The organism is Paenibacillus tepidiphilus (assembly GCF_008635795.1).
GTDB classification, from domain to species: Bacteria; Bacillota; Bacilli; order Paenibacillales; family Paenibacillaceae; genus Paenibacillus_AQ; species Paenibacillus_AQ tepidiphilus.
Map to the genome: position 1 here is coordinate 97,626 of NZ_VWRQ01000018.1, position 16,256 is coordinate 113,881.

Consider the following 16,256-nt stretch of genomic DNA (forward strand, 5'->3'; position numbering starts at 1 on the left):
GATGACTACCATTGCGCATTGTTTAAGGTTCCTGCCTGTGGAACCGCTCAAGCATTATATTCACAAAAGGTATAACGATCTGCCGTGGGTGCATAAATTCGGGCTGGATCATATTCACTTCCAGGGTGAAGTGCTGGCAATACATCACTCCAGGCCGGGTTTCGTCGCATTATCTGCGGAGCAAGCCGGGGAACTTAAACAGTCGGTGGAGGAAGGCAGAACAGACTCAGCAATTCTGGACCTGCTGCCCAAAGACTGGTTCCGGGAAACAACCGGCAGCGAGCTGATTGACGGGCTGCTGGACAAGGTGCTTATTCCGGGACTCTTTGAACGGCTGACGCCGGAAAATCTGAAGCTGCCTGTAACCGATCCGGAATCACGGCGCCTGCGCAGCATTCTGGAAGAGGTTCCGGACCGGATGCCGCTGTTTCCGGCGATTCAGAACCCTTATGAGCTCCGGGCATTTCTGGAGCTGGTCCAGAGAAGGAAGCCGAAGACCGTGGTGGAGATCGGAACGGCCGGAGGCGGCGTATTCTACAGTCTGTGCCAGCTTGCGGATGCCGATGCCCGCCTGATCAGCATTGATTATCCGGGCGGCCCGTACGGAGGCGGACAGGATGAGTATGAGGTGCAGCTGTACTCCGGCTTTGGCGCACCGGGCCAACAGCTTTCTTTTATCCGCGACCGGTCGTTCCACCATTCCACCAGGCAGGATTTAATCAGGCTCCTGGGGGACCGGCAGATTGATTTGCTGTTTATCGACGGGGATCATTCCTATGGCGGAGTGAGTTCAGATTATCACATGTACCGCGAGCTGGTGTCGCCGGGTGGACTTATTGCCTTTCACGATATCCATCTGCATCCCGAGACTTGGGGCCGGGGGTATGATGTCGGAGTTTTCTGGAATGAGGTAAAGCTGGGCTGCAGCTCCTGCGAAGAGATTGCCGATCCGCACGGGTGCCGGGAGCCGTTAGGCTTCCAGCAGAAGAGAAGCTCCTTGTCTTACGGAATCGGGATTGTTCACAATTAACGGGACGAGGGGGAAGTAGCAATGACCAATCACCGTCCGATCCGTAAAAGCCTGGTGGAGGATATGCTGAAGCTTACTTCCATGCAGGAAGGGATGTTATACCATTGTCTGCGGCATCCGGATTCCGGCTTATATTTCGAACAATACAGCTACACTTTGCTCGGGACGATGGATCTTACCGCCTGCGTACGGGCCTGGAACTGGACCATACGTCATAACGAGATGCTGCGGACCGTGTTCCGCTGGGAGAATATCGAGCATCCGGTTCAGATTATCCTGAAGCACCGGCAGATTGCCATGACCGTGCATGATCTTACCCTGCTAAACGAGGCGGACAAGGAGGAAGCCTGGCAGGAGATTCTGCAGGCCGACCGCTCCAATCCGTTTCAGCTGGCTGATCTTCCCTTGTTCCGGGTTATGGTTACCGAGTGGGATGATGAACGGTTTATGATGACAGTTAGCCACCACCATATTCTGTATGACGGCTGGAGCAATGGAATCATTCTCGGCGAGTTCATGGAGGCTTATGAGGCATTTCATGCCGGAAGACGCCCCGGTACGATGTATAAGCCCGGCTTCAGGGAGTATTTGAAATGGTTGCACGGGCAGGACCCGGGCGGCAGGCGGGAATTCTGGCAGCAATATTTGGAGGGGTATGACATTCGTCCGTTGCTGACGCAAGGCCGCGATTCCATGGCGGCCGGGGGCAAGGAAGCCGGATATGATTCCTGCATCATTGCAGATGAGCTAAGACAAGAGCTGATGCAAGCGGCCCGGGCAACAGGGGTGACGGTGGGGGATATTTATACGGCGGCATGGGGGCTTCTGCTGCAAAGGTACTCGGAACAGAACGATGTTGTGTTCGGGGTCACCGCATCCGGCCGTACCGGCAATCTGCCCGGCATGGAGCGGATTGCCGGGCTGCTCATGAATACGGTCCCGGTGAGGGTACGTGCACATCATGAATCCAGGGTTATCGACATTCTGCTGGATATCCGGCAGTCCAATCTGCGGCGGCAGCCGTATGAGACCACTCCTCTGGTCGACATTCAGGAGTGGGTGAAGGGCAGCAGCCGGAAGGAGCTTTTCGATACACTGCTGGTAATTGAGAATTATCCGTTAAATATCCGAACGTTCGGCAATTTGCGGCTGCAGGATTTTTCCGGATACAGCAGAGTGAACTATCCTTTACTGCTCTCCATTACGGATATTCATCAGACGGCCTTTCATTTTGTTTACCATAAAGAGCTTTTTGACAGGGAAGACATTGCCTTGCTCCGTGAAAGGTTTGTCGGAATGTTAAGACTTATGCTTTCGGATCTGCAGCGGCCGGTGTGGCAATTGGGTAGCCTGACCGACCTGGAGCGGGAGCTGAACGAAATCTGGGACGTGGAATTCAAACTACAGCCGGCATCAGGAAATGGAGGGTATTATGAGCAATCTTAGCAATTGGGGAGGAATGGACTCCTACACCTGGACGGGCTCCAAAGAAACCGTGAAGTATTACCGCCAGATTGCACGGGCTATGGAGGCTATCCATGCCAAGATCCCCAAGCAGCAGTTCCATTTGAATACGGTCGCCACAGAGACGGACATCCGGGAGGAGAATTTTCAGGGAACCAATTACCAACGCGCAGTCATGTATTTGATGTCCAACGGCTGCGAATGGGCGCTGAAGAACGGCAACGGCTGTACCATGTGCGGCCATTTGGCCAAGCAGACCCGATCCGATACAGCAATCTCGGCAGACAATTATATTGCGCAGTTTGAGAACGAGTTCAAGTGGATTCCATTCGACCAGTTCCCGCTCTTAAATGTGTACAACAACGGCTCCATTATCAATGATCGGGAGATTCCTTCGGAGGCCCTGTGGAGAATTCTGCAAATGATCGGTGAAACGCCCGAAATCAAAATGCTGGTTCTGGAGACCCGGCCGGAGTTCGTTACCGAAGAGAAAATAAGGGAGATCAAGCGGCTCCTTCCGGACAAACATATCGAAATCGCGATGGGATTGGAGCTTGTCGATGATTTCCTCCGGTATGTTTGCATCAATAAGGGATTTACGCTTAAACAGTACAACAAAGCGGCAGAGATCATCACCCGTGAGATGCATATGCGCACTTATGTCCTTTTGAAGCCCCCTTTTCTGACGGAGATGGAGGCTATTGAACAAGCAGTATTGGCTGTTGAGCATTCCTTCCGGGTCGGAGGGACTACCGTGTCGCTGGAAACCTGTACCATCCAGGACTACACCCTGGTCCAGGTCCTGAGCGAACGCAACGGTTACAAGACGGCCTGGCTGTGGAGTATCCTGGAGGTCGTCAAGCGTACAGCCCATCTGGGAAAATTGATTGTCGGACTGTTCCAGTTCTATCCGTCGCCGGTGGGACTGCCCTATAACTGCCCGGAATGCAGCGACAGGGTGCTCGCGGCCTTGAAGGAATACAACCGTACACTGGATGTATCCGCACTCCACGGACTGGATTGCAGCTGCAGACAGCAATGGGAAGCGGAGCTTCGCGAGGAGCCGCCAACCTTTGAGTCCCGGTTAGCTGTTCTGGAGGATGAATGGACGGCTGCAGAGTAGACACAGTGCTTGGATTGTACACAAAGGGGAGCTGTGCATGGTGTATGATGTTGATCTGAGGAGCAAAATCATAGATGAATATTGGATGAAGAAGCTGTCACCGCAGCTGCCCAAGGAGATGCTCCCGGCACAAGATCCTTCAGCAGGGAGCTCTGCCGGAGACAAAGAATGCTGGGAAGCCGTCATACCTGAGACAACCGTGCGGCAGCTGGAGCAGGTGTCCGGCGGATCAGAGCTGGCCAGGCTTATTATATTGCTGACTGCTGTTTCGGGTCTGCTATCCCGCTACACCGAGCACGGAGAGACGCTCATGGGTACAACCTCATTGCGGCGGTCCGGTCAAGAGACCGGTCAATTGCTCTATCTTAGAAACCGCGTCGAGCAGGGCAAGCCCTGGAAGACGCTGCTGGATGTCATGCATGCCGAGCTCTCCCGTTCGTTCAATCATCAAGGGCTCCCGCTTGAGCGGGTCACGGAGAGATTGCTATCACTCCCGGGCTTCCAGCGCGAAGCGCTGCAGCAAATCGCCGTTGTTGATGAAGGGCTTCAGACCTCTCCGGCCGGGCTCATGCTGTTCCCGCTGGTGGTCAAATGGAAGTGCGGTGATTGCGCACAAGGACCAGGACTGCAGTTCATGTTCGATCCGAATGTGTACGACAGCGCTATTATTCGTTCTTTTGCCGCCAATCTGGTCCATGTGCTGGGCGTCTTGACGAAGGAGCCCTGGTCGTCTCTGGACGCCGGCGGATTCCCTATGCTCGCACCAACTGAATGTGAGATTCTCTTAACAACGTTAAATAACACTTTTTATAAGAAAAATAGCGTTTCGTTATTGCACCAGTTCCTGGAGGAGCAAGCCGCAAGAACGCCGGATCAGACAGCGCTGGTCCAGGACGAGCGGAAGATTACATACCTCGAGCTTAACCGGAGAGCCAACGGGCTGGCCGGAATACTGCGGGAACACGGAGCCGGGCCTGATCGGATTGTGGGTATTATGGTGCGGCAGTCCATCGAGATGATCGTCGCCATCAACGCCGTGTTGAAGGCAGGGGGCGCTTATTGTCCGCTTGATCCGGAGCTCCCGCAGGAACGGCTGCGGCAGATGATGGAAGACAGCGGTATGGAGCTTGTGCTGACAATTGGAGCGCACCTGGAAGAGGCGGGTCCCTGTAAGTCCATTGATATTACCGCTCCCTTCGTTGCCGGCTGCGAAGCGGATAATTTGCCTCCGTTATCGGCACCGCATCATTTGGCTTATGTGCTGTACACCTCCGGTTCAACCGGCCGCCCGAAGGGTGTCATGATTGAACACCGGAGTATTGTGAATCAAATAGCTGGATTGATGCTGCGTTATCCCTTTGACGCTTCACTGCGTCATGTGCTTCTGGCTCCCTATACATTCGATCCCTCGGTACAACAGGTATATCTGCCTTTGGCAACCGGCGGCACATTATATCTGATTCCCAAGGCCAAAGTAACCGATCCGGATTTCTTCTGGGGACTGGTGCGCCAAGAGAAAATCAATGTCATTAATACCGTTCCTTCGCTGATGGAAGTGCTGCTGGAGCAGACGGACGGGCTGCCGCATCAGCTTGCTTACGTAATCATGGCGGGTGAAGCCTTTACGCATGAATTGGCTCACAGACTGAAGCAGTGCTTCGATATCCGCTACCTGTTCAATATTTACGGGCCTACTGAAGCGACCATCAATACAACCTTGCATGAATGGCAGCCGGGCAGCAAGTCCGGCACTGTACCTATCGGCAAACCCCTGACCAATTATCAGGTGTATGTGCTGGATGACCGGCAGCGGCTGCTGCCCTACGGGGCTGCAGGTGAGCTGTATATCGGCGGAGCTGGCTTAGCCCGCGGCTATATCAACCGCCCGGAGCTGACCGGCAAGGCATTCGTCGCTCATCCTTTCTCGCCGGGAGCAAGATTATACCGTACCGGGGACCAGGTGAGATGGTTGCCTGGCGGGAATCTACAGTTTATCGGACGAATCGACCATCAGGTCAAAATTAACGGGATGCGGGTCGAACTGGGCGAGATTGAGAATATCCTGCGGGAATACCCCGGGATTAAAGAATCGGCGCTGGTCCATGGCGGCTCCGCCAGTTCAGCCGAATTATCCGCCTTTTATACCCGTTCATCTGCGGACGACAGTCCGGCTGACGCGATTACGCAGGAGAGACTCGCTGCGCATCTGAGGCGGTTTGTGCCCGAGTATATGGTTCCGGTTCATTTCGTTGAATTGGCAAGAATGCCGGTGACAGTGAACGGTAAAACGGACAAAAATGCGCTGAAGGTGCCGCGAAGGCTGACCGGATTCGCCGGCCCGCGAAATGCAGCTGAAGAAAAGCTGACGGAGATTTGGCGAAAGCTGCTGGGCAGCGAGGATTTCGGCATACACAGCAGCTTCTTTGAATCGGGCGGCAACTCGCTGTCCGTAGTCCGGCTGCAGAGCCGGATTAACCAGGCCTTTCAGGTGAAGCTGACCCTATCGCAATTGTTCACGCACCATACGATTGCACTCCAGGCGGAAGCGCTGCAGCCAGCCAAGGCGGAGAAGGCGAATGCAAAGAGGGACGATCAACAGCCTGTACAATCGCGGAATGCAGGGTGGAATGTTGGCGGCAGCAACGGCAGCAACGGCAGCAACGGCAGCAACGAAAGCAACGAAGGCCGATCACGGGAAAATAACGATATTGCGGTAATCGGAATGGCCTGCCGGTTCCCCCAGGCGGAGTCCTACGGGGAATTCTGGGATAATCTCTGCCGGGGCGTGGACTCGGTCGGTGTCATTTCGCAGCAGCGTGTGCGCGACATTCTTCCGGAAAGCGCAGTGTCAGGCGAGCTTGCGGCCAGCTTTCCAAGAGGCGCCTATCTGGATAGAATCGACACCTTCGATCCGCAATTCTTTCAAATATCGCCGAATGAGGCGGCCATGATGGACCCGCAGCAACGTCTGTTCCTGCAGGTCGTCTGGGAAGCATTTCTGGATGCGGGATATGGGGAGAAAGAGGTATACGGCTCACGGACCGGCGTTTTTGCCGGGACGGGCAAGCCGAAATATCTTGAGCTTATGGATCAAATTGAACCGTCTGCGGTTCCGGGGAATTTGCAGGCTGCCATCGCAGGAAGAATTGCGTATGCCTTTAATTTAACGGGGCCGGCCGAAGTGATTGATACGGCATGCTCTTCCTCGCTCGTTGCCGTGCATCATGCCGTTCAGGAGCTGCTTCTGGGCGGCTGCGACATGGCCATTGCCGGCGGAGTGAACCTCTATTTGTCGATGGTGGATCAGAATGTCTATGAAATGGGAATCGCCTCGCCCGATGGACGCGCCAAGACCTTTGACCGTTCAGCTGACGGGACCGGTGGAGGAGAGGGTGTAGGCGCGGTACTATTGAAGCCGCTCCGGCAAGCAGTAGCCGATGGCGATCATATTTATGCCGTCATCAAAGGCAGTGCGGTGAATTCGGACGGGAGGTCCAACGGAATTACCGCTCCGAATGCGGCGGCCCAATCACATGTCATTGAGGAAGCCTGGAAGCGGGCAGGCCTGGACCCGGAGACGGTCACATATATTGAGGCCCATGGTACGGGAACGAAGCTTGGGGACCCCGTTGAAGTGGAGGGCATCGCCGCCGCATTCCGTAAGCACACGGAGCGCAGGCAATTTTGTGCAGTCGGGTCGGTCAAGACCAATATCGGTCATTTGGATGCAGCGGCAGGCATTGCCGGCTTCATCAAAGCGGCGCTTGCTGTCTTCCATGGCTATATCCCGGCCTCGCTCCACTTCTCCGCTCCCAACCCGCATATTGACTTTCAGGATATGCCGGTGTATGTGGCCGATTCAGGAGAGGCGTGGCGCCCGGAATGCGGAGTCCGCAGAGCGGGTGTCAGCTCCTTCGGACTCAGCGGAACCAACTGCCATGTCATTCTGGAGGAATATTGCATTAACCCTGAGCCGCTTCCGGCTGAAGCCGGGCAATTATTTACTTTGTCTGCCTGGTCTGCGGAAGCGCTTCTGAAATATGTGGACCGTTTCCTGCGGTTTCTCCCGGTTACCGAAGCCTCCCTGGCGGACATCTGTTATTGTTCCAGCCTGAGCCGCTCGGGTTATACCCACCGGTTAGCGGTAACCGCGAATTCCGTTCAGGACCTGCAGCGTAAGCTTGCAGTCTTTAAATCCGCGTATCTCCTGGAAGGACATGCTTTCGAGATCGGGGAAAGCGAGCAAATCTATTGGAATCAACTGTCCAAGGCGGCTATGGACGGCGGTCAGGCAGAACTGAAGCCGGATGCTGCTTTGTCCGAGGTTGCCGCAGCCTATCTGCAAGGTGCAGCCATTGACTGGAGGAGCTATTACCGCGGGCAAGCCCGCAAGCGGGTGCCGCTTCCTGCGTATCCCTTCGAGCAGAAACGCTGCTGGGCAGCTCCGGCCAAAGCACAGCCGGAGGCACCAGCCCCAGTAACGCCAGAGCAGGTGCCGGCTGCCGTCCAGGCTTCGGATTTCCTGCATATTCCCGGGTCGGCATTCCGCATGGGCGGCCAATTGCTGACAGAGGGCAGCTTTGACTGGGAACCGGAATATAAAGCGGATCTCGATCATTTTGCCGTTCAACTCATTCTGCAATACTTCCGCAGTTACGGATTGCTCAACGGCCAGAGCGTATATTCCGGGCAGGAAATGATCCAAAAGGCGGAAATCGCCCCTCACTATCTGCGGCTGCTCAGCTATATGCTGTCCTTCCTGCGGCAGAAGGGATTTCTGCAATCCGAGGGCGACCTTCATTCTTTAAGCGGTGCACACCCCGATAGGGATGTGAAGGATTTATGTGCGGAATATTGCCGGCGATATCCGGAGTTTGCAGGCAGCTTCCAGGTTCTGCTTTATTGCTTCCAGGCCTATCCCGATGTTCTATCCGGCAGACGTTCCCCGCTGAGCGTACTTTTCCCGGACGGAACCTCCCGTTTTCTGCAGTCATTTGCCAACCGGGGACGGACTTTGGGTGATCTGCATGAAATCATGGCGGTGCAAGCCTTGCAGCAGCATATCGCCGTGTTGGCCCGGCTTCGCCAGCCCGTCCGGATTCTGGAGGTGGGAGCGGGCTCGGGGACTATAGGCAAAGCGATTTTCGCCGGACTTGCCGGGCTGCAGGTCGAATACTGCTATACGGATTTAGGGCGGTCGATTGTCCTGGAGGCCAGTAAGCAATTCAAGGAATATCCGTTTGTGCAGTTTCAGGTCTTTAATATTGAGGAAGACCCGTATGCGCAAGGGTTCGAGCCCGGCCAATTCGATATCATCGTCGGACTGAATGTGATTCACGCCACCCGCAATTTGAGACGTTCCTTATCGCAGCTGAAGAAGGTTTTAGCAGCAGGCGGGGTGCTGTATCTCATTGAAAAAGTGCTGAGCGAGCCCGGTGAGAACCTGGTGTGGGGCTTAACCGAGGGCTGGTGGCACTTTGAAGATACGGATTTACGGCCAGAATCTCCGCTGCTCTCTGCTCTGGCATGGGAGAAGCTTCTGCAGGAAGAGCAGTTCGCGGATGTCCGAAGCTACTCACTGGAATGGGCGGGGGCTTCGGGTACGCAAACCGACACGGCACTCATCACCGGTTCAATGGGCAAGACTGTGGCCCTGCAGCCTGAGGAGCTGCTGTATGAGGTGCGCTGGATTCCCAAGGCACCGGATGCGGGTCCGGTCAGTCCGCCCGGCGGCAGCTGGCTGATCTTCCGGGATGAGCTGGGAATCGGGGATCACTTGTCCAGGCAGCTCATGGAGCGGGGATGCAGCATTATTACAGTGGATAAGGGAAGTGAATTCACCTTCCAGAACGGCAACCGGTTTGCAATAGATGCCGGAGAAGAGGTTCATTATATCCGTCTTCTGAGCATTCTGGCTGAACAAGGGCGGCAGATTTCCGGTGTGATTCACCTCTGGCCGTGTACGGCCCTTACGGAGGTGCCCGACAGTAGCACGGCAGACGAAATGCTGCAAGCAGGGCTCTACAGTGTCACCTACCTCACAAGAGCCATGCTGAGCTTCGGGAACCTTGAGGGGGCAGATATCCGGGTCGTGACCAATCAGGCTGTGATGCTCGCCGGAGACAAAGCCATCTCTCCCGGGAAGTCGTCGCTCCTGGGACTTGTCAAAGTCATCTCCCAAGAGCATCCCAAGCTGCGCTGCTATGCGCTCGATGTGGATACCGGCGCATACTCCGCAGAAGAAGTGGCGGCTTTGATCATGAAGGAGCTCACGGAGAACAAGAATGACGGGCTGGTCGCTGTCCGCCAGGAACGATGGGTTCAGGAGCTGACCCGTTTCCATCCGGAGAATCACCCCCGGCAGGAATTTAGGGTCCGCGAGGCTGGAATCTATATCGTTACCGGCGGTGCGGGCAGGCTGGGTATGGAGATCAGCAGGTATCTGGCCCGGGAGAAGCCGGTCAAGCTGGTCATTATCAGCCGCTCCGTATTGCCGGACAAGCCTCTCTGGAGACAGTGCCTGGAGCACCCGCCCGAAGGTATGCATCCTTCGGATATCCGCAAGCTGGCGGCGTTCCTGGAAATGGAGGACAACACCGGGTCGGAGATTTACTATTTTGCCGGAGATGTTGCCGATGAGGAACGCATGAGCGAGATTATGGCGGAAGTCCGGGGAATACCGGGAAGCATTCACGGGGTTGTCCATTGCGCGGCGGCACCGGGTGCCGCCAGTCAACCGCTGGAAGTCCAGACTCCGGAGAAATTCCGCCAGGTGCTGCAGCCCAAGATTCAGGGAACGATGGTGCTGGACAGCCTGCTGGCTCAAGATCCACTGGATTTCTTTGTGGTCTACTCCTCCGTCGCCTCGCTCTGGGGCGGTGCCGGAGGAGCCGATTACGCCGCCGCCAATGCCTTCCTGGATGCCTTCAGTGCCGGACGCAATGCACGCGGCAAGAACACGCTGGCCGTGAATTGGTATGCATGGGAAGGGCTGACCGACCCCGGCTGCATGGGCTATATGCCGGTCGGCGATGCCTTGGCCGCCCTCCGCATCGGGCTTTCCCGCCGGATGGATCAGGTGGTTATCGGAAAGTTCGACCCGCAAGTGCTGGCCGAGTGGGCGCCGATGATGAAGATCCGGCTGGCGCCTGATGTGCTTCGCGCAGCTTCCTCCGACGCTCCCAAGGATAAGGGTGAGCCCGTTCCGATACTTGCCCCGGTCAGCGTGAAAGAGGTCCGCCTGAAGGGCAGGGATGACGGAGGATTTACAGAGCTGGAGAAGCAGATTTCACTGATTTGGGCTGAGGTGCTGGGTTACGAAGAGATTGACGTCAACGACAACTTTTTTGATATCGGAGGTGACTCTCTGCTGATCCTTAAGGTCTTGAACCTGGTCAATGAGCAGGTAGATCCGGAGGTAGAAGCAGGTGACTTATTCTCCTATGGCACTGTTGCCAGGCTGGCGCAATATATCGGAGACAAGCGAGCTGCCCCGCAGGAAGCGGCAGTACTGCAGCCATCGGCGGGATTAACGGCACCGGTACCGCCGCCAGCGGCGGGAGCAACGGCTCCGGAGGATGACGCCTTGCGGCGGCTGATTAAGAGCGTCAAGAATGACGGCGTCTCTGTCGGCGAGGCGATGAAAGGATTTGAGGAGCTATGAGCAATCCGTTTATTGAATCCATCTTGCAGCTTGTTGCCAAAGATGAACTTTCGGAAGACAATGCCTACTCGTTGATCAAGGCCCACCAGTCGGCTGCCGGTGACCTGTCGAAAGACATTGCCATTATCGGCATCTCCTGCCGGTTTCCCCAAGCAGGCAACAAGGAGGAGTTCTGGCATAATGTGGCCAGCGGCGTGAACGGCATCCGGCCATTTCCAGCCGGCCGCATGGAGAGCATCCGGCCCTTCCTGGGTGAAGACGATTCCGGGGGCCCTTATTATCAAGCGGGTTACCTGGACGACATTGATACCTTCGATGCGGAATTCTTCAATATTCTTCCCGGCGAAGCCCAATATATGGACCCGCAGCAGCGGATCTTTATGGAGACCGGCTACGAAGCGATTGAGGATGCCGGGTACGGCGGGGAACGTATCCGCAACGCCGATACCGGTGTATATGTCGGCTTCAGCGAAGCCAGATATAAGGACATGGTATCGGAGGAGGTCCCCGCAGCATTTGTGGGCAATTTCCCGCCGGTGGTGGCAAGCAGGCTATCCTATGCCTTGAACCTGTCCGGACCGGCGGTAAGTATTGCGACAGCCTGCTCGTCCTCTCTGGTTGCCCTGCATCTGGCCTGCGAAGGATTGCATGCGGGAGACTGCTCGATGGCGCTGGTTGGAGGCGTAGCCATCGGACCGCTGCCGGCCAAGCTGGAGAACGGGGGCGGTTTGGGGATTACGTCCAGCGAGGGCAAATCCCGCAGCTTTGATGCCGGCGCGAACGGTACTGCGTGGGGCGAGGGCTGCGGAGCAGTTCTGATCAAGCCGCTGAAGCAGGCGGAAGCGGACGGGGATTATATCTATGCCGTCATCAAGGGGAGCGCGATCAACCAGGACGGAACCTCCAACGGTATCGCGTCCCCCAATGCTTTGGCCCAGGAGGAGGTGCTGGTCAAGGCGTGGACCCGCGCGGGGATTGACCCGCTGACCATCAGCTACATCGAAGCCCATGGGACCGGCACCAGGATCGGAGATCCCATCGAGATCAAGGGGCTGACCAATGCATTCCGGAGATTCTCACCGAAATATCACTTTTGCGGTGTCGGCTCCGTCAAGAGTAATATCGGTCATCTGGATTCCGCTTCGGGCATGGCCGGCTTAATCAAGACGGTAATGGCCCTCCAGAAGCGGCTGATGCCGCCGTCCATCCACTTTGCCGAGCCCAATCCGCTGATGAGCCTGCAGCGGTCCCCGGTCTATATCAATACCCGGCTGAAGGAATGGAGCGCTCCGGCCGGCCAGCCCCTGCGGGCGGGAGTGAGCTCGTTCGGGCTCAGCGGCACAAATTGCCATGTTGTAGTGGAAGAGTACCGGCGCCGCCAAGCGGTCCGCAGGCCGCCGCTGCGCCCAGTGCAGATATTTGCGCTTTCGGCACGCAACGAAGCTTCCTTGCGGAGGCTCATCGGTAAATATATTGAATTTATCAGCGGCATTGATGCAGCCGCAGACCTGGAGGAAATCTGCGCTGTGCTCAGTACAGGGCGTGAGCATCACGCTTGCCGCCTGGCGATCCCGGCAGCAGACCCCGAAATGCTTCTGCACAAGCTGCGCCAGGCTTATCGTGCCTGCGGCCCGCAGGATTGGCTGGCCCTGCGTCAGGAAGGGGTGTATTCCTCGCTCTGTCCGCCGGGCCATCCGCTGCGGGCAGAAGACAGCGATGATGAGCCGGCTGCGCTTGCCCGGGCCTATGCGCAGGGAGGGAGCGTCCAGTGGCCGGAGTATTATCCGCAGGCCAGCTACGCGAAGCGGCCCTTGCCCACCTATGCATGGGAACGCACAAGGTACTGGGCGGAAGCGCCGGCCCGGCGGCCCGGCCGCCGTAAGCAGGAGGATGTACGGGGAACAACGGAAGTCCGGCTCTCGGACGGCGGAGGCTCTACCCCGACGGAGTCGGAGCACCGGCTGGCCCGGCTTTGGGGCAAGGTGCTCGGCCTGGAGCGGCTGGATGTAAATGACGATTTTTTTCTGCTGGGCGGAGATTCTCTGCTGGCCACAGATCTGATCAATCGCATCAAAGGGGAGTTCGGAGCCGGAGTGACCATGGCCCAGTTCTTTCAATTCCCCAGCATTCGCGGGCTGGCTGGTCTGCTCCCGGCTGCAGCAGAAGAAGCTGCAGCAGCGGCCGCACCGCAAGAAGCTGCAGAAGCGGCTGCATCGGAAGAAGCTGCTACAGCAGCCGCTTCCGGCCAGGCCCGGGAGTTCTACCCGCTCTCCCATGCCCAGAGAAGGCAGTTTGTTCTCAACCAGCTGGCCGGACAAAGTCTGAACTACAATATGCCGGGTGCTGCGGTCATCACCGGACCTGTAGATGTGCAGCGCTTCAAGGATACGTTCGCGGAGCTGATCCGCAGGCACGAATCCTTCCGGACGGTATTTGACGTTACAGAGGATGAGATTGTCCAGCGTATCTTGCCTGATGCCGATTTTAGGGTCCAATATGAAGCGGAAGCCAGAGAGGTTAGCCCGGAGGACATTTTACGGAGCTTTATCCGGCCTTTTCAGCTCGAAGAGGCTCCGCTGCTCCGGGTGGGATTATTCAGGCTCAGGGCACCGGAAGGAGGCGGGGAGCGGCATCTTTTCCTGTTCGATATGCATCACATTATCTCCGACGGTGTATCGATGGAGCTCCTGCTGAAGGAATTCTCAGCGTTATACCTGGGGAACGCTCTGCCTGCTCTAAAGAGCCAATATAAGGATTATGTTCTCTGGCAATCCGCGCAGATGCACAGTGATGTCATGCGGCGGCAGGAAGCCTATTGGAGCCGGATATTGGCAGAGGATGATCATGGACAGCTTCCGGTCCTTGACATGCCCCATGACTTCCCGCGTCCTCCGATCATGACGTTTGAAGGGGACGTGTACAGCGTAACGATTCCGTCCGGGCAGGTGGACCGGCTGAAGGCCCTGTCGCTGGAGCACGGGGCAACGTTGTACATGACGATGCTTGCCGTGTACAGCGCACTGCTTCACATCTATACAGGACAAGAGGAGGTGGTGATCGGATCGTTAATCGCGGGGCGCCGTTACCAGGGTTCCGAGCAGATGATCGGCCTGTTTACGAATTATTTGCCGATCCGCAGCTCTCCGGCTGGCACCCTCCGGTTCAAGGATCTGCTCAAAGCGGTGGTCAGGCAGACGGTCGAAGCTTACGACCATCAGGATTACCCGTTCGAGAAAATGGTCGATCTGTTGAAGCGCAAGCGGGATCTGTCCCGAAACCCGATCTTCGATACCATGCTGATCCTGCATAACCAGGGAACCCGGAATCAAAGGTTCGAACTGGACTCTATCCTGATCGAAATGATGGACTGGGAGAGAACGACCTGTACCCTGGATTTGAAGCTCGATCTGTTTCAAGGCTCGCAGGGTGAGCTGAATTGTTCTTTTGAATTCTATACACGCCTGTTTCGCAAGGAGTCGATTGTCCAATTTGCCAAGCACTTCCTGTCTCTGGTGGAGCAGATCGCGGACGATCCGGAGCGCAGACTGTCAGAATACCGGATTCTCACTCTCCAGGAGGCAGCAGTCATCGAGCGCAAAAGAAAAGTGAAGCAGGGACAATTCCAGCTCCCGCCGCTGGAGAGGGTGAAGTCTACGGGGCACAGTCCATTATCCTTCCGGCAAAGGCAGATTGTCCGCAGCAGGGAGACGATGAACAATCTTGTTGTCCATGCCCTGCTCCAGGGGGAGGTTCAGCAGGAGGTGCTTGCCAGGGCACTGGAAGTATTTCACCGGGAGACGCCAGATGCCAGAATCGTACTGCTGGAAGATGAGAGGGGACATGGGCAGGCTGTTCTGGAGTCAAGTGCCCCCGGGCCCGTTATATCGCCTCTTCCGGAAGATAGGAACGGTGAGCAGCCCATTTCGGCGCTGCTGCTGGAGGAAACGCGTCACCGCTTTGAGTTGTCCAGAGGTCCGCTATACCGGATAAATATGCTCCAGGACAGTAAGGATCTAAACCATATCATCTTAACGGTTCACCCGTTCATTGCAGAATGCCTGGATGTAAGCAGAATGCTTACTGACATCCTCCGGAGCTACCGGGAATTAATAGAAGAGCTGACGGCCCAGCAGCCGCTGAAGCTGCCGAAAGCGAACAATCCGGGCGCAGCCGATGTTAAGGAAGCGGCGTATGCCTTGAGCTTTGCAAGCTGGCAGCAGCGTCTGCTGAATGAAGGTTATCTGGAGCCGCAGCGAACGTATTGGACTGGAGCGCTGAGGCAGCCCCTGCCGCGGCTTGAATTCAGACTGAAGCGCGGCGGGCCGGATCAAGCCGGTGCCGGAATTCCATGGCACCATACCGGCATCACCCTGCCTCACCAGACAATAGATCTTCTTCACCGTTTCGCTGCTCCTTATGATGCCGATGTAACAGAGCTGCTGCTGTCCTGTTATATCATGCTGCTCCGGCAGCTTACCCAGGCAGAGGAGATATTGGTAGGCACTGTGATGAACGGAAGCGTCCGGTCAAGTGAGAGCGGATTACCCTTTAACTACCAGCCTCTGATTCCGCTGCGGCTGTCGCTGCAGCAGAGCACTTCCTTCGGCGCGCTGCTTGAGCTGGTCAAGCAGGAGATTGAAGCGGGAAGATCATCCATGCTATATCCCTATGATCTCCAGCTGGTTAACGCCGGGAGGACACCTGAATTCAAGGAAGCCTTGTATCAGGTGCTATTTTCGGAAGAAGAATGGCCCTTGACGCCTGAGGGTGTCCACCTCCCGGAATTTCATCAGTATATGCCGGAAGAAGCGCTTCTTAAGCTGGCAGTGGCCAGAAGTGATCAGGGGTTGCACTGTACGTTCTATTGGGACGATTCCCGTCTGGAAGCAGGCTATGTCCGTTCCATGGCACAAAGATACCAAAAAATACTAGAAACGCTTGTTCAGAGCGTTACTAATCCCAAGGAGGAATAAGTA

Annotated in this window: 5 protein-coding genes; all 5 read left to right on the plus strand. The window is 56.3% G+C overall.

The annotated features are described in order from the left end of the window. Nucleotide 1: 1 nt before the first annotated feature. From F1379_RS21330 to F1379_RS21350, 5 genes are read left to right on the plus strand one after another with little or no spacing between them, the layout of a single operon-like run. Entirely contained in the window at nt 2-1,030 is a 1,029-nt protein-coding gene (locus tag F1379_RS21330; RefSeq protein ID WP_150273730.1) for an O-methyltransferase, read from the plus strand. A 21-nt stretch (nt 1,031-1,051) separates the two neighbouring features. Next, complete coding sequence (locus F1379_RS21335) at nt 1,052-2,476, plus strand: condensation domain-containing protein (RefSeq protein ID WP_150273733.1); 1,425 nt, start codon at nt 1,052-1,054, stop codon at nt 2,474-2,476. Continuing rightward, nucleotides 2,463-3,617 carry an archaeosine biosynthesis radical SAM protein RaSEA gene (locus F1379_RS21340; protein ID WP_162551231.1) on the plus strand — a complete coding sequence of 385 codons (1,155 nt, stop codon included), beginning with the start codon at nt 2,463-2,465 and terminating at the stop codon, nt 3,615-3,617. The genes F1379_RS21335 and F1379_RS21340 overlap by 14 nt, the downstream gene beginning before the upstream one ends. A gap of 37 nt (nt 3,618-3,654) precedes the next feature. Next, entirely contained in the window at nt 3,655-11,280 is a 7,626-nt protein-coding gene (locus F1379_RS21345; RefSeq protein ID WP_150273737.1) for a non-ribosomal peptide synthetase, read from the plus strand. Continuing rightward, nucleotides 11,277-16,253 carry a condensation domain-containing protein gene (locus tag F1379_RS21350; protein ID WP_150273739.1) on the plus strand — a complete coding sequence of 1,659 codons (4,977 nt, stop codon included), beginning with the start codon at nt 11,277-11,279 and terminating at the stop codon, nt 16,251-16,253. Before F1379_RS21345 ends, F1379_RS21350 begins: the two co-directional genes overlap by 4 nt. Nucleotides 16,254-16,256 lie beyond the last annotated feature (3 nt).